General features: G+C 64.8%; 20 protein-coding genes and 1 pseudogene. 14 read left to right on the top strand and 7 right to left on the bottom strand.

Annotated features, from left to right (window positions below; all coding sequences use genetic code 11):
- The first annotated feature begins 71 nt into the window (after positions 1-71).
- Positions 72-2,828 (top strand): glycoside hydrolase family 2 protein, encoded by a 2,757-nt coding sequence (locus U8330_RS21540; RefSeq protein ID WP_323107629.1) that lies wholly within the window; start codon positions 72-74, stop codon positions 2,826-2,828.
- A 51-nt stretch (positions 2,829-2,879) separates the two neighbouring features.
- Here the strand turns inward: U8330_RS21540 and U8330_RS21535 are convergent, their stop codons facing one another.
- On the bottom strand, positions 2,880-4,148 hold the full coding sequence (locus tag U8330_RS21535) for a D-tagatose-bisphosphate aldolase, class II, non-catalytic subunit (protein ID WP_323107628.1): 1,269 nt from the start codon (positions 4,146-4,148) through the stop codon (positions 2,880-2,882).
- Positions 4,145-5,125, bottom strand: a complete 981-nt coding sequence (locus U8330_RS21530) for a sugar kinase (protein ID WP_323107627.1) — start codon at positions 5,123-5,125, stop codon at positions 4,145-4,147. The genes U8330_RS21535 and U8330_RS21530 overlap by 4 nt, the downstream gene beginning before the upstream one ends.
- 313 nt (positions 5,126-5,438) lie before the next feature.
- Between U8330_RS21530 and U8330_RS21525 the strand changes: the two genes are divergently transcribed.
- From U8330_RS21525 to U8330_RS21510, 4 genes are all read left to right on the top strand, one after another.
- A complete protein-coding gene (locus tag U8330_RS21525) occupies positions 5,439-6,752 on the top strand; it encodes a sugar ABC transporter substrate-binding protein (protein WP_323107626.1) in 1,314 nt (437 codons plus the stop codon).
- 131 nt (positions 6,753-6,883) lie between these two features.
- Positions 6,884-7,654 (top strand): L-iditol 2-dehydrogenase, encoded by a 771-nt coding sequence (locus U8330_RS21520; RefSeq protein ID WP_323107625.1) that lies wholly within the window; start codon positions 6,884-6,886, stop codon positions 7,652-7,654.
- A 10-nt stretch (positions 7,655-7,664) separates the two neighbouring features.
- On the top strand, positions 7,665-8,675 hold the full coding sequence (locus U8330_RS21515) for a zinc-dependent alcohol dehydrogenase family protein (RefSeq protein ID WP_323107624.1): 1,011 nt from the start codon (positions 7,665-7,667) through the stop codon (positions 8,673-8,675).
- A 123-nt stretch (positions 8,676-8,798) separates the two neighbouring features.
- Positions 8,799-9,818 (top strand): LacI family DNA-binding transcriptional regulator, encoded by a 1,020-nt coding sequence (locus U8330_RS21510; RefSeq protein ID WP_323107794.1) that lies wholly within the window; start codon positions 8,799-8,801, stop codon positions 9,816-9,818.
- A 50-nt stretch (positions 9,819-9,868) separates the two neighbouring features.
- Here the strand turns inward: U8330_RS21510 and U8330_RS21505 are convergent, their stop codons facing one another.
- A complete protein-coding gene (locus U8330_RS21505; RefSeq protein ID WP_323107623.1) occupies positions 9,869-10,645 on the bottom strand; it encodes a helix-turn-helix domain-containing protein in 777 nt (258 codons plus the stop codon).
- Between the two features lie 170 nt (positions 10,646-10,815).
- On the opposite strand from U8330_RS21505, the gene U8330_RS21500 reads away from it, so the two are divergent.
- From U8330_RS21500 to U8330_RS21460, 9 genes are all read left to right on the top strand, one after another.
- A complete protein-coding gene (locus U8330_RS21500; protein WP_323107622.1) occupies positions 10,816-12,132 on the top strand; it encodes an alpha-glucosidase/alpha-galactosidase in 1,317 nt (438 codons plus the stop codon).
- Positions 12,133-12,280: 148 nt separating this feature from the next.
- Entirely contained in the window at positions 12,281-13,075 is a 795-nt protein-coding gene (locus U8330_RS21495; protein ID WP_323107621.1) for a DeoR/GlpR family DNA-binding transcription regulator, read from the top strand.
- Positions 13,072-14,043, top strand: a complete 972-nt coding sequence (locus tag U8330_RS21490) for an N-acetylglucosamine kinase (protein WP_323107620.1) — start codon at positions 13,072-13,074, stop codon at positions 14,041-14,043. The genes U8330_RS21495 and U8330_RS21490 overlap by 4 nt, the downstream gene beginning before the upstream one ends.
- Before the next feature lie 17 nt (positions 14,044-14,060).
- Positions 14,061-15,317 (top strand): sugar ABC transporter substrate-binding protein, encoded by a 1,257-nt coding sequence (locus U8330_RS21485; protein ID WP_323107619.1) that lies wholly within the window; start codon positions 14,061-14,063, stop codon positions 15,315-15,317.
- Positions 15,314-16,231 (top strand): sugar ABC transporter permease, encoded by a 918-nt coding sequence (locus U8330_RS21480; protein WP_323107618.1) that lies wholly within the window; start codon positions 15,314-15,316, stop codon positions 16,229-16,231. The genes U8330_RS21485 and U8330_RS21480 overlap by 4 nt, the downstream gene beginning before the upstream one ends.
- Positions 16,231-17,088, top strand: a complete 858-nt coding sequence (locus U8330_RS21475) for a carbohydrate ABC transporter permease (protein ID WP_323107617.1) — start codon at positions 16,231-16,233, stop codon at positions 17,086-17,088. The genes U8330_RS21480 and U8330_RS21475 overlap by 1 nt, the downstream gene beginning before the upstream one ends.
- Positions 17,089-17,099: 11 nt before the next feature.
- Entirely contained in the window at positions 17,100-18,056 is a 957-nt protein-coding gene (locus U8330_RS21470) for an SIS domain-containing protein (protein ID WP_323107616.1), read from the top strand.
- Positions 18,053-19,351 (top strand): D-tagatose-bisphosphate aldolase, class II, non-catalytic subunit, encoded by a 1,299-nt coding sequence (locus tag U8330_RS21465; protein WP_323107615.1) that lies wholly within the window; start codon positions 18,053-18,055, stop codon positions 19,349-19,351. Before U8330_RS21470 ends, U8330_RS21465 begins: the two co-directional genes overlap by 4 nt.
- Positions 19,352-19,398: 47 nt before the next feature.
- Entirely contained in the window at positions 19,399-20,466 is a 1,068-nt protein-coding gene (locus U8330_RS21460; RefSeq protein ID WP_323107614.1) for a sn-glycerol-3-phosphate ABC transporter ATP-binding protein UgpC, read from the top strand.
- 61 nt (positions 20,467-20,527) lie between these two features.
- Here the strand turns inward: U8330_RS21460 and U8330_RS22460 are convergent, their stop codons facing one another.
- The 4 genes and pseudogenes from U8330_RS22460 to repA all read right to left on the bottom strand — a co-directional run bounded on the left by U8330_RS22460 (position 20,528) and on the right by repA (position 24,329).
- Complete coding sequence (locus U8330_RS22460; protein ID WP_416236957.1) at positions 20,528-20,692, bottom strand: ketopantoate reductase C-terminal domain-containing protein; 165 nt, start codon at positions 20,690-20,692, stop codon at positions 20,528-20,530.
- 112 nt (positions 20,693-20,804) lie between these two features.
- Positions 20,805-21,512 (bottom strand): annotated as a pseudogene (locus tag U8330_RS22455) (ketopantoate reductase family protein); the annotation flags it as partial.
- A 610-nt stretch (positions 21,513-22,122) separates the two neighbouring features.
- Positions 22,123-23,118 carry a plasmid partitioning protein RepB gene (repB, locus tag U8330_RS21450; RefSeq protein WP_323107612.1) on the bottom strand — a complete coding sequence of 332 codons (996 nt, stop codon included), beginning with the start codon at positions 23,116-23,118 and terminating at the stop codon, positions 22,123-22,125.
- Positions 23,115-24,329, bottom strand: a complete 1,215-nt coding sequence (repA, locus tag U8330_RS21445; RefSeq protein WP_323107611.1) for a plasmid partitioning protein RepA — start codon at positions 24,327-24,329, stop codon at positions 23,115-23,117. Before repA ends, repB begins: the two co-directional genes overlap by 4 nt.
- Between the last annotated feature and the right edge of the window lie 59 nt (positions 24,330-24,388).

Here is a 24,388-nt window from a genome sequence, read left to right as displayed (position 1 = left end):
CGCCCGGCGCCTCCCCATTCCCCTTCTCTTCTCCTTCTTTGAAGGCCGCCGTGCGCGGCTTGGGTATCGCCATGACCTCGTCTTCCCCGACTTCCGCTCCTGCCTCCGCCCGGCGCCGCCTCTCGCTCGATGGCCTCTGGGATTTCTGTCATGACAGCGACGGCGTCTGGCGTGAGGCCCGCGTGCCTGCGCCCTGGCAGGCCTGTTTCGAGGATCTTGCGGTCAGCTTCGGGAGGGCGACCTACCGGCGCCGGGTGGTAATTCCGAAGGACTGGTCGGGCCTGGAGATCGCTCTGCACTTCGGCGCGGTCGGCGAGCGCTGCCAGGTCCGGCTGAACGGTACGCAGATCGGTGAACATGACGGCGGCTACCTGCCGTTCACGCTCGTTCTTCCGCCGGCGCTGGTGCGAGCTGAAAACGAGATCGAGGTGGTGGCCGAGCTCCCGGATGCTCATCGGCGCGGAAATGCGGCGGATTTTGCCGAGATTCCGCATGGCAAGCAGAGCTGGTATGGCCCGCAGGCCGGCATCTGGCAGTCCGTCACGCTGGAAGCCCGCCCCGCCGTCCATATCGAGAACCTGCGTCTCGATCCGTCCTGGCCGGACGGGCGGCTGACGGTCAGCGCCGCTCTTTCGAACCACGCCGATGCCTCCCTTCGGCTGACGATCACCGATCCCGCAGGGCAAATCCTGGCTGAGGAGCGGGTCGAGGCCGCAGCCGGCCGCCTGTCGCATGCGCTCACCCTTCCCGCGCCGCAGGCCTGGTCGCCGGATGCGCCGAACCTTTATCTCGCACGCCTCGAGCTTGTTGACGGGGGTGCCCGGTCCGACGTGATCGCCTCCACCTTCGGCTTCCGCCGGTTCGAGGCCCGCGACGGGGCGCTTTGGCTGAACGGTTCGCCCCTCTATCTGCGCGGCGCGCTCGACCAGGATTACTATCCGGACGGCTTCGGCACGCCGCCCTCGCTGGAAATGCTCGAGGACCAGCTGCGCAAGTCGAAGGCACTCGGCTTGAACTGCCTGCGCTGCCATATCAAGGTGCCGGACCCCCGCTACTACGAGGTTGCCGACCGGCTCGGCATGCTGATCTGGACCGAGATTCCCAATGTCGAGACGTTCTCGCCCTCCTCCGCGAGACGCTTGAAGGAGACGATGGAGGGCATCCTTGCTCGCGATCGCAACCATCCCTCGATCATCATCTGGACGCTGATCAACGAGGACTGGGGCACGCGCCTGCGCGAATCGGCCGAACAGCGGCGCTGGATCTCCGAGATGGTCGATTGGCTGCGTGCGGAAGATCCGCTGCGGCTGGTCGTGGACAATTCGGCCTGCTTCCCGAACTATCACGTCAAGACCGACATCAACGACTACCACTTCTACCGCACGGCGACCGACCGGCGCGCGGAGTGGGACCTGCTTTGCCAGGAATTCGCTGCCAATGCCGACTGGACCTTCTCCAAGGATGCCGAGGCCGTGCGGACCGGCCAAGAGCCGCTGATCCTGTCCGAATTCGGCGTCTGGGGTTTGCCCGACCCTGCGCTGCTGCGCGACGAGCAGGGGCGCGATCCCTGGTGGACCAGCTATGGCGCAACCTGGGCAGACGGCACGGCCCTGCCGCAGGGGATCGAGGCGCGCTACCGCGAGCTTGGCCTCTTCCAGGTGTTCGGCCCCTTTTCCGCCTTTATCGAGCAGGTGCAGTGGCACCAGCATATGAACCTCAAATACGAGATCGAGGTCATCCGCCGCCATCCGCAGATCGGCGGCTATGTGGTGACGGAACTGACCGACGTGCATTGGGAAGGCAACGGCCTGATGGACATGGCGCGCAATCCGCGCGTCTTCGCAAGCGCTTTGCCGGAGGTGAATGCGGATGTGATCATCGCACCCGGTGCGTCCGCCTACGCCGTCGCCTCCGGTGGCACGGCCGAATTTGCCCTTGCCATCGCCACGGGCGGCGCGCGCATTCCTCAGGGAAGCCGGCTCGAATGGTCGCTCGGCAACCAGAGCGGCAGCCTCGCCATGCCGGAGATCGAGCCGATGCAGGTGCATGAGGCGCCGCTCGAGATCGCGATCGGTTCTCAGTCCGAGGCCTCACGCGCCAAGGTAGAGTTCCGGCTCCTGGCGCCCGGTGGAGACGAGATCGCGCGCAACAGCGAAACGCTGTCACTGTATGCGGCGCGCGAGCGCCCCCCCCTCCCCCTCTTTACCAGCGATCAGGACCGCATGGCGGAGCGGCTCGACGCGCTCGGCTACCGGCAGGACGCGTCGGCGCCTGTCTTCGTGACAGACAGGCTGACACCGGCGCTGATCGACGCCATCCATGATGGGCTGCATGTGCTGCAGCTTGTCGACAAGGCGCCGGGACGGCTGCGCGACGACACCCCACCGCGCGACGGGCCGACCTCGATCGAAATCGATGCCGGGGGCGGCGGGCTGATCTCCGGCCCCTACTTCTCCTTTCCTGGCTACAGCCTGGTCGATCGCCACAAATCGCTCTGGCGGGGAGACTGGGTGGGCAACTTTTCATGGCTGCGCCGGGATGGCGCATTCTCGCACATTCCGGGTGGACCGCTGCTCGACCTTTCCTTCGGCGCGGTGGTTCCGCTGCAGGTCATGGCCGGGTTCCGGCCCTGGGAGTTCCATGGCCGCGTCCATGCCGGCGTGGTCATCGGCTGGGTGCACAAGCCGGCCGCTTTCCTCATCGAGAAGCGTCTTGGCCGCGGCAAGCTGGTAGCGACCACCTTCCGCGTCATGGGGCCGGACACGCAGGAGGACCCGGTCGCCAGCGCGCTCCTCGACGGTCTGATGAGGCTGGCGGCGCAAGACTGAGCGCCAGCCGGAAGCAGAGGCTTCCGCGTCAGGCGTCGGGTCCGGGCCGCCTCAGGGGTTGGCGGCCTGGTCGTAGTCGGCAAGCACGCGGTCGACCGCTTCGATGAGCAGGGCTTCGGCCGGCGAGCCATCCGCGGCGGCCTCCGCCATCTGCGGCAGGAACTGATGGAGCAGGGTCGGCGGAATGCGCCGGCCGGCGAGCGCATCGAGGAGGCGGCTGACGGCGGCCTGGGCTTCCGGCCGGGTCCAATAGTAGCGGATCCGGTCGCTGTAGCTGTAATGGCGCTGCAGCCTGAGAGCGGCCTCATCGCCATGGTAGTGTCCCCGCCAGTCCGAGGGGTCGGCGGTCATCAGCGTTTCCATCGTCCGCATCAGCGGGCGATCGCCATAGCCGGGCAGGAGTTCGGTGGCGATCAGGTCGAGCGCATAGAGGGCTTCGCGATAGGCGAAGGTGAGGCCCGGGCCGACTTTCAGGATCGGATAGCCATCGCGAACCAGCGCAGCAAGCGCGGCGGCGGATTGGTAGTCGGTCGAATGCGCCTCGAAGTTCAACGTTGGAAACGCCTCGAGCAAGGCGGAAAGGGCCTGCGCCTTTGCAGGATCATAGGCGATGACCGTATCGCTGCCGAACTCGACGCCCGGCTGGACCACGAACGCGATCGTGCGCGCGAAAGCATCGTCAAGGCCCGCCTGCGCGAAGAGTGTCCGATGGATCTCGATCGTCGTCCGTGCGGCATCCGGATCGGTCGGCTCCACATGGTCGAGCGCGTGATCCGCGCCGCCCGGAACCGGAACCTCCGTGCCCAGAATATAGACGGGCAGAGGAAGCCCCTTCTCCCGCGCCGCCGCCTCGGCCGTGGCGCAGAGCGCGGCCGCCCGGGTTGCGACGGTCGCGTCGTCGAGCGCCGGCGGATCACCGCGGCAGGCCATCGAGGCATCGAGATGAAGCTTGGTGAAACCGGCCTCGACATAGGCGCGCACCATCGCCTGGGCCTTCTCCATGGCCGCGGCAGCCGGCTCCGCCCGCCACGGGTTGGGGCCAAGATGATCGCCGCCGAACAGGATCAGAGACGGGTCGAGCCCCTCCTCCGCCGCGATCGAGCGGGTCAGGGCCACGAAGTCCCGGGGTGTCATGCCCGTATAGCCGCCGAGATGATTGACCTGGTTGCAGGTCGCCTCGATCAGCACCGGGCGCCCATTGCGCCTTGCGCGGCGTAGCGCGGCGCGCAGGACGGTCGGATGGGCCGAGCAGACCGAGGCGATGCCGACCGGCCTGCCGCTGCGTCGGGCCTCGGCGAAGGTCGAGAGCAGCGTGGTCATGCCTGGGCTCCTTGCGCGTCGATGAAGCGGTCGAGCTCCGCCTTGCTGGATGTTCCTTCCATGGGCCCCTGTCGGGTCACGGTGCGCGCGCCCGCGGCATTCGCGTAGCGCAGCGCCGGGAGCGCATCGGTCCCCTGCCGGCGGAGGGTGAGATAGGTTGCGCCGAAGCAGTCTCCGGCCCCGGTCGGGTCGATCTCCTCGACCGTGAAGGCGGCAGCGTCGATCCGGCCCTCGCGCTGCGAGAAGAGCGTCGCGCCCTCGCGCCCGCGCTTGACGACCACTTCGGCGATCCCGCGGGAGAAGAGGCGGTTGACCGCCGCGCCCTCCTGCGTTTCGCCGCTTGCAAGAAAGAGCTCGTCGCCGGAGGGCAGCAGAAGATCGGTCACAGCGATCACGGCCTCGACCTGCCGGCCGAGGTCGCTGCCCATCAGTTCCTTGCGGAGGTTGGGGTCGAAGGAGACGGTGCCGCCCCGGGCCTTCACCACCTCCACCGCTTTCAGGATGAGGCGTGCCATTCCGGGGATCGCGAAGGCGGAGCCCATGACGTGGACATGGCCCGCCCGCGCGATCAGCGCCTCCGCCGCGTCAGTCAGCGTCGTCTGGCCGGCAGCGGAGCGGGCGATGTTGAAAACGAAGTCGCGGGCGCCGTCCTCGCGGTAGCGCACGAAGGCACTCCCCGTCGGCCAATCTGGCAAAACGGCGATGGCCGAGACATCGACGCCGTCCGCCTTCAGCCGGTCGATGTTCAGCCAGCCGAAGTCATCGTCGCCAACCGCCGATACGATGCCGGCGCCGCCGCCGAGCTTGGCCACCTGGTCAATGAAGATCGCCGGCGCGCCGCTTGCAAAGGGGCCGATGAGCGCTTGCGGCGCCTTGAAGCCATGGCCGATGGAGGTGGCCATCAGCTCGACCAGAATCTCCCCGATCGTGATTGTCGGCCCCAGCGCGTCCGGCGCCACTCCCGCGACTTCCACCATTCGAACACTCCGCTTGAAAGACCTGCCGACGACCCCTTTTCTCGGTCCTGTCGATTAGGAGCGGCAGCCAGACCTGTCAATAAGAAATTATCATGCGTAAATCTTGTTCTTGATATCTTTCAAGGCGCGCATCCTCTTCACCTGATCCTGACCGAGCCCGATAACGCAGATGCAGCATGGAATCTGCCGCACCGCACATCGATACGGGGTTCCCCTTCCTCCACGAGCCGCTTGACAAAACCGACCGCACGCCAGATAAAAACTTTACGCATGTCACTTTTATGCGTGTTCAGGGATTGGGAGGGAGAAGCCCATGAGGAAGATTTCACTGTCATTGCTGGCCTCTGTCGTCGGTGCGGGCCTGCTGGCCGGCGCAGCGCAGGCCGAAACGCTCAACATCGCCACCGTCAACAATGGTGACATGATCATCATGCAGAAGCTGTCGCCGATCTGGGAGAAGGAGACGGGCAACACGATCAACTGGATCGTGCTCGAGGAGAACGTCCTGCGCGAACGCCTGACGACGGACATCGCCACCAAGGGCGGCCAGTTCGACATCCTGACCATCGGCGGCTACGAAGCGCCGATCTGGGGCAAGCAGGGCTGGCTGACGCCGGTCGACGATTTCGGCGATGCCTACGACTATGCCGACCTTCTGGAGCCGATCAAGAACGGCCTGACGGTCGACGGCAAGCTCTATGCGGTGCCTTTCTATACCGAGAGCTCCTTCACGCTCTATCGCAAGGACCTGTTCGAGGCGGCCGGGCTCAGCATGCCCGAACAGCCGACCTATGAGCAGATCAAGGAATTCGCCGCCAAGCTGACCGACAAGTCGAAGCAGCAATACGGCATCTGCCTGCGCGGCAAGCCGGGCTGGGGCGAGAACATGGCCTTCATCGGCACGATGGTGAACACCTATGGCGGCCGCTGGTTCGATACGGACTGGAAGCCGCAGATCAATTCCGAGCCGTGGAAGAAGGCTGTCACCGACTATGTCGCGCTGCTGACCAACTACGGCCCTCCGGGTGCGACCGCCAACGGATTCAACGAGAACCAGACGCTGTTTGCGACCGGCCGCTGCGCCATGTGGATCGACGCGACCTCGGCAGCGGGCCGCGTCTTCGACCCCAAGCAGAGCCAGGTGGCCGACAAGATCGCCTTTGCCCGCGCCCCGGTCGCGGTCACGCCGAACGGCGCCAGCTGGTCCTGGTCCTGGGATCTGGCCATCCCTGCCACCTCAACCAAGGTCGATGCGGCAAAGTCATTCCTGAAATGGGCGACGTCTAAGGAGTATGTAAAGCTGGTCGGTGAGTCCGAAGGCTGGGTCGCCGTTCCCCCGGGCACGCGCAAGTCCACCTACGCGCTGCCCGAATATCAGAAGGCTGCCCCTTTCGCCGCGACCGTGCTCGACGCCATCATGTCTGCCGATCCGAGCAAGCCGACCAAGGATCCGGTTCCCTATACCGGCGTCCAGTTCGTGGCCATTCCGGAATTCCAGGCGATCGGCACCTTCGTCGGCCAGCAGATCAGCTCGGCTCTGTCCGGCCAGCAGACGGTGGATGCCGCGCTTGAAGCCTCCCAGGCCCAGGTGGAAGGCGACATGAAGGCCGCCGGCTACGGCAACTGATCCGATCCCGCTCGGTGACGGGCGGGCCTCCCGGAGATGCCCGGCGGTCGCCGCCGGGCATCTTGACGTGCCAGGCGCCGACGTTCTTTCGCGCGCCCCTGGCACAGAGAGCATTTCTTCGAGGATTTCCCATGAAACTGCACAACAAGATCGCGCTGATTACCGGCGGTGCCCGTGGTATCGGGCTGGGCTTTGCGGAAGCCTTCGTGGCCGAGGGCGCACGCGTCATCATCGCCGATATCAACATCGCACGCGCCCGTGAGGCGGCGGCCAAGATCGGCGCGTCCGCCACGGCGGTGGCGCTGGATGTGACCGATCTTGAGAGCATCGACCGTGTGGTTGCCGCGATCGACGCCGAGCATGGCGGGATCGACATCCTCGTCAACAATGCAGCCATCTTCGACATGGCGCCGATCAACGAGATCACGCCCGAAAGCTACGAGCGCGTCTTCTCCGTCAACCTCAAGGGGCCGCTCTTCATGATGAAGGCCGTGTCCAACGTGATGATCGCCCGTGGGCGTGGCGGCAAGATCATCAACATGGCGAGCCAGGCCGGCCGGCGCGGCGAGGCGCTGGTGACGCTTTACTGCGCGTCCAAGGCGGCCATCATCTCCGCCACGCAGTCGGCGGCCCTTGCGCTCGTCAAGCATGGCATCAAGGTCAATGCCATTGCGCCCGGCGTCGTCGATGGCGAGCATTGGGACGTGGTCGATGCGAAATTCGCCGAACACGAGGGTCTCAAGCCCGGCGAGAAGAAGGCCGCCGTCGCCAAGTCCGTTCCGATCGGCCGCTTCGCCACCCCCGACGACATCAAGGGCCTTGCCGTGTTCCTCGCCTCCCCCGACAGCGATTACATCCTCGCCCAGACATACAATGTCGACGGCGGCAACTGGATGAGCTGAGGAGACAGCGATGCAGGCGATCCGTTTCTTCGACAAGGGCGTGGCGCGGCTGGCGGAGATGCCGGTGGCCGATCTCAAGCCGGGCGAGGCGCTGGTCCGCGTCCGCGCCTCCGGCCTCTGCCATACCGATATCGACGTGCTGCATGCGCGCTATGGCACCGGCGCCTTCCCGGTCGTACCAGGGCATGAATTCGCCGGCGAGGTGGTCCGCACCGCCGACACCGCTGGAGGCATTCGCGAAGGCATGCGCGTGGCTGTCGATCCGAACCTGAGCTGCGGCCATTGCCGGGCCTGTCGCCGCGGACTCACCAATCTGTGCAGCGACCTCAAGGCCTATGGCGTCACCCAGGATGGCGGCTTTGCCGACTATGCGGTGGTGCGCGTCGATCATCTGCACGATATCGGCGACATGCCCTATGAACGCGCCGCCCTCGCCGAGCCGCTGGCCTGCGTGCTGAACGGGCTGGAGGCTGCCGAGATCGGACGCAGCGCACGGCTGCCCGAGACCGCCCTGATCTATGGCGCCGGCCCGATCGGCTTGCTTCTGGGGCTTGCGTTGCAGTCTGCCGGCGTCGCGCATGTGGCGGTTGCCGACCTTATCGCCTACCGCTTGCAGTTTGCCGAAGGTCTCGGGTTCGAGGCGGTGGAGGCAGGCTCGTCCGATCTTGCCGCACGGCGCCATGGCTTCGACCTCGTGGCCGATGCGACGGGGGTGCCGAGCGTCGTCGAAGGCATGATCGATCAGGTGGCCGATGACGGCACGGTGATGATCTTCGGCGTCTGCGCGCCGGACGCCCGCATCGCCCTCTCCCCTTTCGAAATCTTCCGCCGCCAGATCCGTGTGTCCGGCTCGCATTCGTTGAACGGCAACATCCCGGATGCGCTTCGTATCCTGGCTCGGGATGGCGAGCGGCTGTCGAAGCTCGTTTCGCACCGGCTGCCGATTGCCGACATGCTGCCCTTCTTCGCGGCCAAATCCCAGGATCCTGCCACGATGAAGGTGCAGTTCGTCGCGGACTGAGGGCGGGAACGCGCGGCACCGGGTTCCTCTGCGTCGCGGCGCTTTTCGAGAGCGCCGCGAGCGACTATGACGATCGGGAACAGGCGGAACGGAGCGACGGGCTTGGCCAAGACGATCAGGACGATGGAGGACTTCTCCGATTTTGTCGGACTGTCTCGGCCAACCGTCTCCAAATATTTCAACGATCCCAGTTCGGTCCGCAAGAAGACCCGAGACGCGATCGAGGAGGCGCTGCGCAAGTCCGGCTTCCGGCCCAACATGTTTGCGGTCAACCTGAACCGGCGGCGCAGCAATATCATCGGCATCGTCATCCCGAACAGCCTCGACCCGTTCTTCATGGGCCTGATCCGGCGGATCGAGATTCTCGCGAGCCAGGCGGGGTTTCTCGTCTTCGTCCTGTCCTGCGATGGCCGGCGCGACATCCAGGAAGAGGCGATCCGCACCTTCCGTTCGATGAATGTCGCCGGCGCGATCATCGCCCCGGTCGGCCAGTCGGAGGGAAGCCCGCTGCTCGAACAGCTCGGTCGCGACATTCCCCTCGTCTATGTCGATACGCCCTTCGATGGCGACGCGGCCTTCGTCGGCACGGACAACCGGCAGAGCTTCGCCTTGATGGTCGACTATCTCTGCCGGTCCGGCGAGCCGCCCTGCTACTTCGCCATGCCCGAGGTCAACGCCAATGCCGGCGAGCGCAAGACGGCCTATATCGAGGCGATGGAAACGCTCCGCCAGGTGCCGCAGCTCATCGCGCTGCGAGAAATCCGCAGCTGGGATTTCGAGCAGTTCGCCTTCGAGGAAACGACCCGCATCCTCGAGCAGAAGATCGGCTTTCCCAGCCGAACGATCGTCTGCGCCAATGATCGGCTCGCCTTCGGCGTCATCGCCGCTGCCTGGCAGCGCGGGCTGAAGATCGGCCATGGGCCGGATTGCGACCTGCGCGTCGCCGGCCATGACGATCATCCGCTGTCGAGATACACCTGCCCGCCCCTGACGACGGTGGCCCAGAACACCAGTGAGATCGGCCGGCTGGCGATCGGCCTGCTTCTGAAAAAGCTCGGCGAAAGCACCGACCCTAACGAGCCGAAGCTGCATCAGGACAGGATCCTCCTGAAGTCGGAGCTGATGCTGCGGCAATCGGCATAGGTTCGACCGATCGGGTCCGACCCTGTTGCGCTTGGCAGAGCCCGCCAGCCTCAAGCTCGCGTTGCGAGACGAAACTGTCGCGGCGTCACGCCGACCCTGTCCTTGAAGACGTCGTAGAAGCGCGACAACGATCCGAACCCGGAATCGAGCGCGATGGCGAGGATCGCCGCGTCGGTTTCGACCAGCTGCTGCATGGCGCGCGCCAAACGGACACGTGCCAGGTAATCCATGACCGACAGGCCGAGCACCTCGCGGAAGGCGCGGTTCGCCGTTGCGGGGTGCACGCCTGCGAATGCGGACAGGGCGGAGAGCGTCAGCGGCTCGCCGAAGCGGGCATTGATGACTTCGGTCAACCGCTGGACATGGCCGACGGCCTGGCTGACCGGCGGCCCCACCCGGTCAGTGGCGATCGACCGATCGGCCTGGTCCAGGATCAGGCGGCGAACGGCGAGCTTGATCTCTTCCTGCACGAGCTGGCGGCGCACCTCGCTGCGGCTTTGCCAGTCCGCGAGCCAGGTCTCGACGAGCCCCAGGCCTGCCGCGCAGCCCTCCCCTCCCCTCAAAAAGGCGCCCTGCATGATCGCCTGGCGGGAGGAGGGGTCGATCGGCAGGGCCAGGAAATCCGTCAGGGGCAGGTAGATGCAGATGAGCGGCGCGACGTCCGTGACCGCGATCGTCTGGTGCGGAATCGCCGCCCAGAACAGCACGAGCCGGCCGGCCTCGACATGCTCCTGCCGTCCGTCGAAGAAATAGGTCATGCCGCCGCCGGTCAGCAGGTTGAGCTCGACATGATCATGCCAATGCGCCGCGGCCATGGGACTGGCCATGTGCTGCTCCACGAAGAGGGTCTTCGACGGCAGAACCCAATCGTTGAACTCGGAAAACTCTTCTCTCATCGTCCCGACGCGCAGATCCAGGAATAATGGGCCGTTTAACAGGAAGAAGTTCCGCGATCAAAGGGGAAGAGTGCCCTGGAGAAACACCTCTGGAGGTCTCCATGCCAAAAATTTGTCTCATCGGTGCGGGCAGCACCGTCTTTGCCCAGAACATCCTGGGCGACGTTCTCTCCACGCCCAGCGAGCATGACTATGTCATCAGCCTGTTCGACATCGATCCCGAGCGCCTGAAGACCTCGGAGATCGTTGCGCGCCGCATCTGCGAGGCGCTGGCACTGACCCGCGTGCGGATCGAGGCGACGCTCGACCGGCGCGAGGCGCTGCGCGGTTCGGATTTCGTCATCCTGATGATGCAGGTCGGCGGCTACAAGCCGGCGACGGTGACGGATTTCGAGGTGCCGAAGCGCTACGGCCTGCGGCAGACGATTGCCGATACCTTGGGGATCGGCGGCATCTTCCGCGGCTTGCGGACCATCCCGGTTCTGGAGGCCATCTGCCGGGACATGGAAGAGGTCTGCCCGAACGCGCTGATGATGCAATATGTGAACCCGATGGCCATCAACTGTTGGGCGATCAAGGAACTGTCGCCATCGCTGCGCACCGTGGGTCTTTGCCACAGCGTGCAGCACACCGCCGGCCATCTCGCGCAGTGCCTTGGCGAAGAGATCGCCGACATCACCTATCGTTCCGCCGGCATCAACCATGTTGCCTTCTTCCTCAACTTCGAAAAGGTCCATCGGGACGGCCGACGCGAAGATCTCTATCCGCGCCTCCAGGCACTGGCGGAGGAAGGGCGCGTGCCGGCGGACGACCGGGTGCGGTTCGACGTGCTGAAACGGCTCGGCCATTTCGTGACGGAATCGAGCGAGCACTTCTCCGAATATACCGCGTGGTACATCAAGGCTCGCCAGCCTGACCTCGTTCAGGCGCTCAACATCCCCCTCGACGAATATATCCGCCGCTGCGAGGTGCAGATTGCCGAATGGCAGGCGCTGCGCAAGGCGCTGGAGGGCGACCGGCCGATCGAGGTCTGCCGCAGCCACGAATATGCGGCCGGGATCATCCATGCTGCCGTCACCGGCGAGCCGGCGCTGATCTATGGCAATGTCCCCAATGCCGGCCTGATCGACAATCTGCCGCCCGAATGCATCGTGGAAGTACCCTGCCATGTCGACCGCAACGGCATCCAGCCGACCCGGATCGGCCGCCTTCCCGCCCAGCTTGCCGCCGTCATGCGGCTGAGCACCTCCGTGCAGGAACTAACCGTGGAAGCGGCGCTGACAAGAAAGCGCGACCGGATCTATCAGGCTGCCCTGCTGGATCCCCATACTGCTGCCGAGCTTTCTCCGGACCAGATCTGGCATCTGGTGGACGATCTGATCGAAGCCCATGGCGATCTTCTGCCGGCTTATCACTGACGTCGGATCAAGCACCCGTGGTCGCTGCTCCCGCGGCGGCCATGGGGACGAGCATTTCCGATCACGTCAAAATAAATCACGAATCTGATTGACTCTGATCGAATGACATGAAAGCTTGCTCTTACTGACGGAGATGCGGGGACGCAGCATGAGCCAGGGCGGTGGACTGAAAACGGATCGGCTGGACGGTATCCGCAGCCATCTCTACGCGCACGGCTTCTCCACCATCCAGGATCTCGCCGATGCGGTCGGAGCGTCGCTTGCCACCGTCCGGCGTGATCTACAGATCCTTGAGGAAAGCGGCGTCATCGACCGCGTTCATGGCGGTGCGCGCATCGCGGAAGGTTCGTCCGTCGAGCTGGCCTTCCAGGAGCGCGAAAAGCGTCAACTCGCCGCGAAGCGGGCGATTGCAGCGGCAGCCTATGAGACGCTGGTACCCCGCACAGCCATCTTTCTTGATGCAGGGACGACGGTGCTGCAGCTGGCACGGCGCATCCGCATCAACCCGATCCCGCTGCGCATCTTCACGAACGGGCTGATCGTGGCGCAGGAGTTCCTGAATGTCCCGACCCTGGACGTGACGCTGCTCGGCGGACAGCTGCGCAGCGAGAATGCGTCGATGGTCGGCCCGCAGGCCGAAGCCATGCTGGAAACGATCTGGTTCGATCAGCTGTTCCTCGGCGCCAGCGCCATCAGCACCGACGGCGCGATCTACAGCGTCGACAGCGCCGAAGCGAGCCTGAACCGCCGCATGCTGACGCGCTCGGCCAATCGCTCCGTCCTCGCCGACAGCACCAAATTCGGAACGACCGCGACCTACAAGGTGGCGCCGCTCAGCGAAGCGCGTCTGATCACCGATGCCGCGCTCGGTGCTGAATGGCGCAGGCAGCTCGAAGACGCCTCCGTCGAGACCCGTTATGTGACGATCGGAGCCCAGGAATGAGCGGCGATCTGATCCTCGGCATCGACGGCGGCGGCAGCAAGACCCTGCTCGCGCTTGCCAACCGGCAAGGACACATCCTCGAAACGGCGCTCGTCGGGGGCGTCAATCCGATGGACAATCCGAACTGGCGCGCCGAGCTCGACCGCGGGCTGGCGCCGTTCCGCAGCCGGGCTCATCTCGCCGCCGTCGCCGCGGCCTTCCCCGTCTTCGGCGAGGTTCGTCATCTCTCGCAAGCACAGCAAGAGGTGATTGCCGAGGCCTTTCCGGCAGCCCGCACACAGGTTCTCAACGACGTCGATGCTGCCCATCGCGGCGCCTTCGCCGGGCAGGCGGGCGTGCTCATCCTGTCCGGCACCGGATCGATGGCCTGGGCGCGCGACACCGAGGGGACGTCCACACGGTCCGGCGGCTGGGGCGATGTGATCGGCGACGAGGGCAGCAGCTACTGGATCGGCCGCCTTGCCTTGAGCCTCGTGAGCCAAAGTCTCGACGGACGCCAGCCGCAGAGCCGGCTTGCGCCGCTTGTCCTGTCCCACCTGCAGATCGACCCGGCCGATGCCATGAACGGACTTGGCGCCTGGGTGACGGATCTCGCCCATCCGCGGCCGGCGATCGCCGCCCTCTCCCGCCTCGTCGATCAGGCGGCACGCGAAGGGGACATGGCTTCCCGCCGGCTGCTCGACCAGGCTGCCGATGAGCTGGCGAAACATTATCGGGCAGTCGCGCCTGACGCCAACGGCGCAGACTGGACGCATGCCGGCGGCACCTTTGCGAGCGGCCTTCTCCTGACCGCGCTGGAACAGCGCATCGGCCGACCGGCCCTCGCCCCGCGGCTGCCGCCGATCGGCGGCGCACTGCTGGTCGCCGCGCAAATGCTCGGCTGGTCGCAGGACCAGGACTGGCTGACGACGACGGCCGCGTCCGCGCGCGCGGCCGTGACTGAGACGATGACTCCACTGCCTCGATAACAACAAAGGATGGGAACATGCGTAGATTCATCTTGTCACTGCTGGCCTCCAGCGCCTTCGCACTTGCCGCACCGGCCTTTGCGCAGGACGGAAAGCCGCTTGCCGGCCAGTCCATCACGGTTCTGATGCCCTCGCCCCAGGGCCCGAACATCGCCGCCGATTTCGAAGCGGAGACCGGCATCCATGTCGACCTCCAGACGCTGTCCTGGGACGATATCCGGCCGAAGCTCGTCACCGCGCTCGTTGCGGGCACCGCCCCCGCCGATGTTACCGAGTTCGACTGGTCCTGGACCGGCCAGTTCGCGGCTGCCGACTGGTACCTGCCGCTTGACGACGTCATCGACGAGGAGACGGTGAAAGACATCGGCGTCTCGAAGATCTTCACCGTCGATGGCAAGCTGCTTGGCATCCCCTACACGAACGACTTCCGCGTGATGCTGGTCAACAAGAAGCACTTCGCCGATGCAGGCATCAGCGAGATGCCCAAAACGCTCGATGCGATGGTGGCGGCGGCCAAGCAGATCAAGGACAAGGGCATCTCCACCTATCCGATCGGCCTGCCGCTCTCGGCAACGGAGGGTGCCTCCACCAGCTGGTACCTTCTGACCAAGGCCTTTGGCGGCGAGTTGTTCGACAAGGACTTCAAGCCGCTGTTCACGACGCCGGACTCGGCCGGCTACAAGGCGCTTGCCTTCGAACTCATGCTGCTGAAGGAAGGCCTCGTCGATCCGGCCTCGACCGGGCTGAAGGACAGCCAGATCAACGAGAGCATGTTCGCCCAGGGCCTGACGAGCATCATGATCTCCGGCGAGCCCGGCCGGCTTGGACAGATGAACGATCCGAAGCAGTCGAAGGTCGCCGGCCAGGCGGAGGCGATCCTTGTTCCGACGGAAAGCGGCGAGACCCGCAGCTTCGGCCTGCCGGAAGCGCTGGCCATCCCGAAGGTCTCGCAAAACCAGGAGGCGGCGATCGCCTTCGTCAAATGGTTCACGAGCCGGGAGTTCCAGAAGAAGAACGTCGTCAATGGTTTCCTGCCGACCCGCACCAGCGCGCTGGCGGAGCTGAACCAGGAAGGCAAGCTCAACAGCGGTGACGCGCTGGTGGCCCAGTCGAAGACGGTGGAAGCGCTGTTCCCGCAGGGGACGCCGCCCTGGTATCCGCAGTTCTCGAGCGGCGTGAACACGGCGATCAACAGCGCGGCCAAGGGCCAGCTGACGGTCGACCAGGCTGTCGAAAGCATCGCCGAAGCGGCCAAGCAGGCGATGGCGGAATGACAACCGCGATCGTTGGACGGCGAACGGGCAGAAAGGGGGTCGGCTTCCGGGCCGACGCCTCGCTCGGTGTCCTCCTCGTCCTCCCCATCCTGCTGACCATGGTGGCGCTGGTCTTCTATCCGATGGCGCGCACGCTGTGGGACAGCCTGCATCGGGTCAACCCGATGCAGGCGGGCACGCCCTTCGTCGGCCTCGACAATTACGCGCGGATGTTCTCCGATGCGCCGCTCGCCTCCACCTGGATGAACACGCTGATCTATGTGGTGCTCGCCGTTCTGGCGGAAACCGTGTTCGGCGTACTGGCGGCAGCACTGATCAACCAGGTGAAGACCGGCAGGCAGTGGATCCTGGCGGCCGTGATCCTGCCCTGGGCGCTGCCCGGCGTCGTCAACTCGGTCATCTGGCTCTGGATCTACCAGCCGGGGGCCGGGCTGCTGAACGGCATCCTCACCGCGTTCGGCCTACCCTTCGAAAACCATGTCTGGTTCAACGACAAGACGAGTGCGATCCTCGCCGTCACCGTGGTCCATGTCTGGCGGATGATGCCGCTGACGATCGTCATCGTGCTCGCCGCCATGCAGAGCATTCCGAGCCATCTCTACGAAGCCGCACGGATCGACGGCGCGACGCGCCCGCAAATGTTCACCCTGGTCACGCTGCCGCTGGTGCGCAGCGCCATCGCCGTGTCGATGACCAATGCGACCGTCAATGCCTTCAACCTGTTCGACGAAGCCTGGGTGCTGGCCGGCAGCAGTCTCGAGACGCGCCCGATCCTTGTGCAGATCTATCTCGAGACGTTCCAGAACCTGCGTTTCTCCTACGGCATGGCGCTCTCGGTCAGCATCACCTTCGTCTCGCTTCTCGTGTCGCTCATCTACATCCTGCGCGTCTATCGCAATACGAGGTTCGACTGATGAAACCCTCCCTCTCCTATCGGCTGCTTGTCTGGTGCGGCCTCGCGCTCCTGCTCCTCTGGTCGCTCGGGCCGATCTACTGGACGATCGCGAGCTCCGTCACGCCGACCGAGGATTTCTCCGCCCGGCCGATCCACTTCTTCCCGCAGCACTTTACGCTCGACCATTATGCACGCCTGTTCGGCATCAACATCGCCCGCATCGGGGGGGTGGAGGTCTGGAAGCAGTTTCGCGCCGCGCTGTTCAACAGCATCGTGACCTCGATCGCCGCCACGCTGCTCTGCGTCGCGATCTCGGCGCTTGGGGCCTATGCCTTCACGCGGATTCGCTTCCCGGCACGCAACCTGCTGTTCGGTGCCGTCGTCGCCACCCTGGCAGTGCCTGCCTATGCGGTTCTGATCCCGCTCTACCAGATCATGATCAAGATGCAGCTGGTCGATACCTATGTCGGCGTCGCGTTGATCTACGTCTCGGCCTATCTGCCGCTGTCGCTCTGGCTGCTGCGCAGCGTCTTCGACGCCCTGCCGCTCGCCTTGGAGGAGGCCGCGCAGCTCGATGGCGCCGGCCGGCTCTACATCTTCTTCAATGTCGTGCTTCCGCTTGCCGGGCCGGGCCTGACTGCGGCAGCCATCCTCACCTTCCTCGGGGCTTGGGGCCAGTATCTGGTGCCGCTCATCTTCTCGCCGCAAGCCACCAAGCCCCTGACGGTGCTGATTCCCGAATTCGTCACCAAGAACTTCATCGACTATGGGCTGATCACCGCCAGCGGATCGATCGCGATCGTGATCCCGGCCCTCGTCGTCATCTTCCTCAACCGATACCTCGTCAGCGGCTTGCTGGCCGGATCGGTCAAATAATCGGAGACAGCATGAACACGACCGAAACGGTGATTGTCGAGCAATTTCCTTATTGGGACAAGGCGCTCGGCGCGAACGGCGCCACGGAGAGAGGCGAGATCCTGGTCTATGTCGGCTGCGGCACCTCCTATTACCTTGCCCAGACGCTGGCGGCCCACGCCAACCATGCCGGCCGGCCGGCGATCGCGGTGCCGGGCGCGGAATGGCTGAACCGCCCGCAGTTCTTCTGGCCGGATTGGACGAAGACACATGTGGTCGCGATCTCGCGCAGCGGCGAGACGAGCGAGACCGTGGCAGCCGCCAGACACAGCCGCGCCCACGGCGCCTTCGTGACTGGCCTGACCGTGGAGCCGGAGAGCGCGCTCGCGAAAAATTCCGACAGCGTGCTTGCCTCACCCACGCACCCGGACGAAGGCATCGTCATGACCGTTTCGGCCAGCCTGATGCTGCTCATGGGCCTTCAGATGATCGGGACCCCCCTCCCCTCCTCCGTCGTCGGCACTGCCGAGCGCCTGGCTAAGGCGCTGAGCGACGCGCTGCCCGAGGCTGTCCTCTCGCGCTCTCACGTCGTCTTCCTCGGCGGCGGCCCTCTCTATGGCATTGCCTCGGAAGGCGCGCTGAAGCTGATGGAGATGAGCCAGGTCATGACCCAGGCCTTCCACCCGCTCGAATATCGCCACGGCCCGATCAGCCTCGTCGATGAGAAAACGGCGGCCGTGATGCTCTACTCGGCCGACCAGAAGGATGCGGAGGCCACCCTGGTTCGCGAGTTGCAGGACAAGGGCGCCTTCGTGATCGGCCTCGGCGGCCCGGGCGATCTGTCGCTGCCGGTCGATGCCAGTCAGGAGACCGCTGGCCTCGTCCTTTTGCCGGCTCTGCAGATCCTCGGCGAACGCGCCGCGCAATCGCGCAACCTCGACACGGTGTCGCCCCGACACCTGACCAAAGTCGTGATGCTGGCATCATGAGCGCGCGCGACACGAACCGGGAGATTGCGCTCGGCAAACTCTTCGCGCCCCGGAACCTGGTCCTGCCGCGCGGCATCACCTCCGTCTGCTCGGCTCATCCGCTGGTCATCGAGGCAGCGTTGCTCAGCGCAGCGCGAGACGGATCCGCCCTCCTCATCGAAGCGACCTGCAACCAGGTGAACCAGGATGGCGGCTATACGGGCATGACGCCGGCGGATTTCCGCCGGTTCGTGGAAAGCTGCGCGGCGCGCGTCGCCTTTCCGGCCGAGCGCATCATCCTCGGCGGAGATCATCTGGGACCCAACCCCTGGCGGCAGCTTCCGGCCGAGGAGGCGATGGCACAAGCCGAGGCCATGATCGTCGCCTATGTGGAGGCCGGCTTCGAGAAGCTCCATCTCGACACCTCCATGGGCTGCGCAGGCGAGCCCGCGGCGCTCAGTGATGAACGGACGGCCGAACGGGCGGCGCGTCTTGCCAAGGTTGCCGAGCAAACGGCTGCGCGGATCGGCAGCACGCCTCCCGTCTATGTGATCGGCACCGAGGTGCCGCCGCCGGGTGGGGCAACGCATGCCCTGGACGGGATCGAGGTGACGCGGCCGGAAGCGGCGCGCAAGACGATGGCGGTGCATGAGGCTGCCTTTCGGGCCGCGGGCGTCGAGCCGGCGCTCGAACGGGTTATCGCCATCGTCGTGCAGCCTGGCGTGGAGTTCGGCAATGCCAATGTCGTTCTCTATCAGCCGGAGAAGGCGACGGGGCTGATCCAGGTGCTGGACGACCTGCCCGGTCTGCTGTTCGAGGCCCACTCGACCGATTATCAGCCGACGGCCGAACTGGCCGGCCTCGTCGATGGCGGCTTCGCCATCCTGAAGGTGGGCCCGGGGCTGACCTTCGCACTCCGGGAAGCGCTCTACGGTTTGGATGCCATTCGCGGCGTTCTTGGAGGCTCCAACGAAACGGAAAGCCTTTCGGCAGTGCTGGAGGCGAGAATGCTCGCCATGCCGCACCACTGGAGCGGCCACTATGGCGGATCGAGCGAAGCGCAACGCCTGCAGCGTCATTTCAGCTATAGCGACCGGATTCGCTATTATTGGCCCGACCCGGCCGTTGCGGGCGCTGTCGACCGGCTCTTCTCGGATTTGCCGGCCGCCATTCCGGAAACGCTGATCAGCCAGTATCTGGCCCGGCTCTATCCCGAGGTTCTCTCCGGTCGGGTTGCCCCCTCCCCGCGCGATCTCTGCCTTGCGGCGATCGATAGCGCCCTCCTCCCCTACTCGCAGGCGACGATGCGCCGCTAGGCCATCATCCGCAGGCACGCCGCCCCTCATTCCCGCCGGAGACGACGATGGCATCTGTCACGATCAACACAGTCCGCAAAAGCTATGGTCACTTCGAGGTCCTGCATGGCGTCAGCATCGATATTCCGGATGGTGAGTTCGTCATCCTCGTCGGCCCCTCTGGCTGCGGAAAATCGACGCTGCTGCGCATGATCGCCGGGCTGGAGGAGATTTCCGGCGGGGAGATGCGGATCGGCGACAGGGTCGTCAACGAGGTCGCGCCGAAGGAGCGCGATATCGCCATGGTGTTTCAATCCTATGCGCTCTACCCGCACCTGACCGTGGGCGCGAATATGGGCTTCTCCCTCAAGCTCGCCAAGGCACCGAAGGCGGAGATCCGCCAGCGGGTCGGTGAAGCGGCGCAGATCCTCGGGCTGGAGCATCTGCTCGATCGCTATCCACGCAACCTTTCGGGCGGGCAGCGCCAGCGTGTGGCCATGGGGCGCGCCATCGTCCGTCAGCCGCAGGTCTTTCTCTTCGACGAGCCGCTGTCGAACCTGGACGCCAAGCTGCGCGTGCAGATGCGCTCGGAGATCAAGCAGCTGCACCAGCGGCTGAAAACAACGACGATCTATGTGACGCATGATCAGATCGAGGCCATGACGATGGCGGACCGGATCGTCGTGATGCGCGACGGCTATGTCGAGCAGATCGGCACGCCGCTGGACCTCTACGACCGACCCGCCAATCTCTTCGTCGCCGGCTTCATCGGCTCGCCCGGCATGAACATTCTTCGCGGGCGGGTCTCGCCGGACGATCCAGCCGTGATGATTGCGGATGGCGGCGTCCGCCTGCCGCTGCCGCAGGGTTTGGCCTTGCCGCCGGGGCACGGGCTGCTCTACGGCGTCCGGCCGGAACATGTCACCGTCAATCGCGGCGGCATCGCTTCGACAGTTTCCTTGATCGAACCCACGGGCGCGGAAACGCAGCTGACCGCCAAGCTCGGCGAAACGCCGATCATCGCGTCCGTCCGCGATCGCTTCGACCTTCACGTGGGCGCCCCTGTCACCCTCGGCTTCGACCTGAGCGCCGTGCATCTTTTCGATGCGGAAACCGAAGCCCGCGTCGGGCTCTGAGACCGTTGCCGACACTCCAAGCTTGATCGACCGACTGCCGCCTCTTGCGTGGTGCTCTCGGTTAGCTTGCGATGTCGGGCAACGCTCGAAACGATCGCGACCGGATCATGGCGCTCAGGCAGGCGTTGACCGGCGCGGTGAGGGCGTGGGCAGAGGCAAGCGTCACGACGGCGCCGTTCAGATAGTCGATCTCGGTCTTGCGGCCCGCCTCCAGATCCTGCGCCATGGAGGGCCGGTGGGATGCGGTTGCGCGGCAGGATCAATGGCTTGAGAAAATCATCGATGAAGGACGCGGCGGTTGCGAACTCGCGAAAGCCGAAGGCCGTGTCGACGACGTCAAGTGCTTCGCCGGCTACCGACAGGACGATTGGCCGGACAACATCGAGGGAGAGCAACGCGCCGTAGGTCAACCCCGTCAAGGCGCTGGCGGCGTTGAGGGTCGTGTTGAGAAGGAATTTTCGCAGGATCGTCGCCTCGATATTCGGCTCCGCGACGAGCGGGATGAGGCTGTCCTGCGAGGCTGCGGCAAGAGGCTTAAGCCAGTCCAGCGAACCGCCGAACAGAGAACCGATCGGAAGAGCGGCCGAGACGCCGTTGACGATGACATGATGAGCCTCGGCGCGGCTGAGCCCGGCGAACACGACGCCGGAATAGACCGGGATCACGGTGGGCACTACGGCGCGGGCCTCTTCGGCCGATCCCCAGCCATTCTGCAACAGGACGATCGCCCGAGGAGTCTTTTCGCCGCGCTCATGCAGCGAAAGGTCCCGCAAGGCCTCGGCTACCTGATAGGTTTTGGTGGCGACGAAAAGCACGCATCCGGCGAGCGCCTCGAGATCGTCCTCGCCAGGAACGAGTGTCCCGACCCTGCCGGTCGGGAGGGTAACCACGCGCCCGTCCGGCATCTCGACCAGAAGACCATTCTTGCGGATCGCCGCCGCCGTCTCCTTGCGGGTCAGCAGGCTGATGGTGAACGGCGTCGCGAGGGCGAGACTGGAAGCAATGGCGAGACCCACTGCTCCGCCACCGAGAATCGCGATGTTCATCACCAAAGCTTCTCCTCGGCAGGTGAAATGTAACGACCGTTTGATTAAGAGGATCCAGGATCAATGTTCGGACTTGCTGTCCTTGTTTGAACACAACAGCCTGTCTTGCTTGAAAGAGGCGCTTCGTTGGTCACCCGATGCTGACCTATACGGCACAAGATGGACTTCGATATTGGCGGCCACGAATAAGGGCCTAAAGAAGCAATGTCAACATGACGGATCTCTGATGTTCCGTGCTTGCTCACGCAGAGTGGAACGGGGTGACGAGCCCTGCAAAGCGCTTCGCGGGTTCAGCTGGATAATCCGAGCTTTTTGCTTTGCCTCATCGCCGCCCCCCTCCCCTCCCGGGAGCCCGCGCAGGGTCGGACCGCCGTTGATGAGGCCTGTCTTGGGTTGCCGGAGGACGAGGGGGCTACACCGCGTCATTAGTCCTCAGCGTCGGTTCGCGGCTTTCGCCACGCGGAGAGACTCGGATGACGGGTCGCTCGGCATTATAGGCAAGCATACTGGACCCGTCATACGCGGGTTGACTCACTGTTGGGAGAGCACGCCCAATCGGGATAGACCTATGGCGGGGGGTGACACTCCCCGTCGAGCGGCTGGGTAGCCGCTAACCACTTCGGGACTGGTCTTCGAACTCCCGCATGAGATCCGGCATCCGGTCGGCCAGCCAGCTTGCGAAACTGTCCTCTGCCTTGGGAATCGTCACGGTCGTTCCGGTCGCTGAACGTTTCATGCGGCCGAAATGTCTCCCAGCATGCGAGAAGTCGACGGTTTCACCTGCTTCGGCGCTTCGCGCTGCAGAACCCGACGCCGCGCTCATCGCCAGCGCGATCCGGCCGACACCATCGGCCTTTCGAAACCCGTCCTCCCTGGTTGCGGCGCGAACCGCTTCGACCTTCGCACTATCCTTCAGAAGATCGGCGAGTGCCGTCCATTTCGGCCGGCCAACGGTCCGGGCGCGTCCGATTGCAAGGATGATGTCGCTCGGGATGGCGGCGGTGACCCGGAAGAGGTGGGACACGGCCGCCTCGGAAAGCCCCAGAACCGGGCAGATGGCGCGGTTGGAGAGGCCGGCGGCCTTCAACTGCACGGCCCACATCGCCTGCTCGATCCAGGTCAGGTTCTGCCGGACACCGTTTTCGACCGCCTGTTCCTCGATGAGTTGGCGGTCGGTGAGATCGCGGACATAGGCCCTGATCTTGACCGTCTCCGGCCGCTCCGCTTCGGCCATGAGGGCCTTCACGGCATTGAGGCGTCGATGACCGTAGGCCAGCTGGTAGGAATCGCGGCGGGTAGGATGCGGGCGGACGAGAACGGGGATCTTCTGCCCCTCGGAGGCGATGGACTGTTTCAGAGCCTCCAGCTCCTCCTCCCCTTCTCCATCCAGATCGAAACGGTCCTGATAAGGAGACCGCTCGACCTTGGAGGGATCGATCGAAACGATCGTGTCCTCGCCGAGATGGGTAAGCGCCTTGCTGACATTCGAAATGACAGGCGAGGAGTGACGCCGCAGAGAGACAGAGGGCTCGTTCGTCTCCGGCTGCGGCACTTCCGTACGGTTCTCCACTTCTTCGGCCATGCGGCGCAGGATGCTCTTCTTCATGCGCTTCGTCCCCAGACCTGATGCGCCAAACCAAGGATTTCGAAATTGACGCGATCGGCACTTTCGACTGCGCGCCTGAGCGCCTCGCGCCCCACCTCTCCCGCTTCGAGCTCGTAGAGGCTCTTCTTCGCCACCGCCGCGCCGGCGATGGCCGTCGATTCCAGAGCCTCGGCAACGAGCACGTCCTCGCCGAACAGACGGCGCATCACGCCCGCCATATATTTCTGCGGTCCGTCATTCGGGTTCACGCGCGTCAGAAGGAACCGGAAGAAATCATGCTCGAAATGGGCACCGAACTGCGCCAGCACCTCCGACAGGTCGGAGATCATGATTAGAAACTGGTTGCAGGACGCGACATCGAGCATGGCCGGATGCACGGTCACGATCAGCGCGGTGGCGGCATAAAGAGCGGCAAGCGTGGAATAGCCGAGCGAAGGCGGCGTATCGATAATGACAAAATCGTAGTTCTCGCCGACGCTGTCGATGGCGATCCGCATGCGCTCGAAGAAGAGACCGAGCTCGTCGCGGGACTTCGATCCGAGATAGGTTGGGGTGTCGAATTCGAAGTCCATCAGCTCGAGATTGCCGGGAACGAGATCGACGCCCGGAAAATAGGTCGAGCGGATGACGTCCGCGAAGGCACGCCGTTCATTGTCATAGCGGATGGCCGCATAGGCGGTTTCGTTTTCGCCGAGATCAAACTCCGGCTGCAGCCCGAACAGCGCTGTCATCGATGCCTGCGGGTCGAGATCGATGCAGAGAACCCTGTAGCCCTGGATACCCAGGAAATGGGCCAGATGGATCGACGTAGTCGTCTTCGAGCTTCCGCCCTTGAAGTTCACCGTTGCGATCACCTGTAGCTTTTCCGAAGCGCGCCGGTTCGGCAGCAGGCGCGCGGCCTCGTCCGGGCGGAGCGAAGCGAGAAACGCCCGCAGCTCCTTCACCTGCTCGACCGAATAGGTGCGGCGGTTGTTCTCGGCGCGCTCCGGCACCGGTCCCTTGCCCTCGATTGTCAGCTGGCGAAGCGTGCTTTCCGGCACGCCAAGCAACCGCGCAAGGTCGATCGTGGAGAAGGTCTTGCCGAAGATCTTGCGGGCTTCGGGCGGGTAGACTGCTTCGCGCATATCGCGCAACTCCGCCGAAAGCCGGGCCGTGTATCCGGCGATCTTCGAGGCGGTGTCCCTGACGTTTTTTCGTGCTTGGTGAGGCATTCACTTCTCTTGACGGTTAAATGCCCGTATTCGAGCTCCATACCGTCACGTTGCCAGAG

The sequence above is a fragment of the Rhizobium sp. CC-YZS058 genome (genome assembly GCF_034720595.1).
GTDB lineage: Bacteria > Pseudomonadota > Alphaproteobacteria > Rhizobiales > Rhizobiaceae > Ferranicluibacter.
Note: the sequence above shows the minus strand (reverse complement) of the source record. Positions and strands in the feature narration are given on the sequence as shown.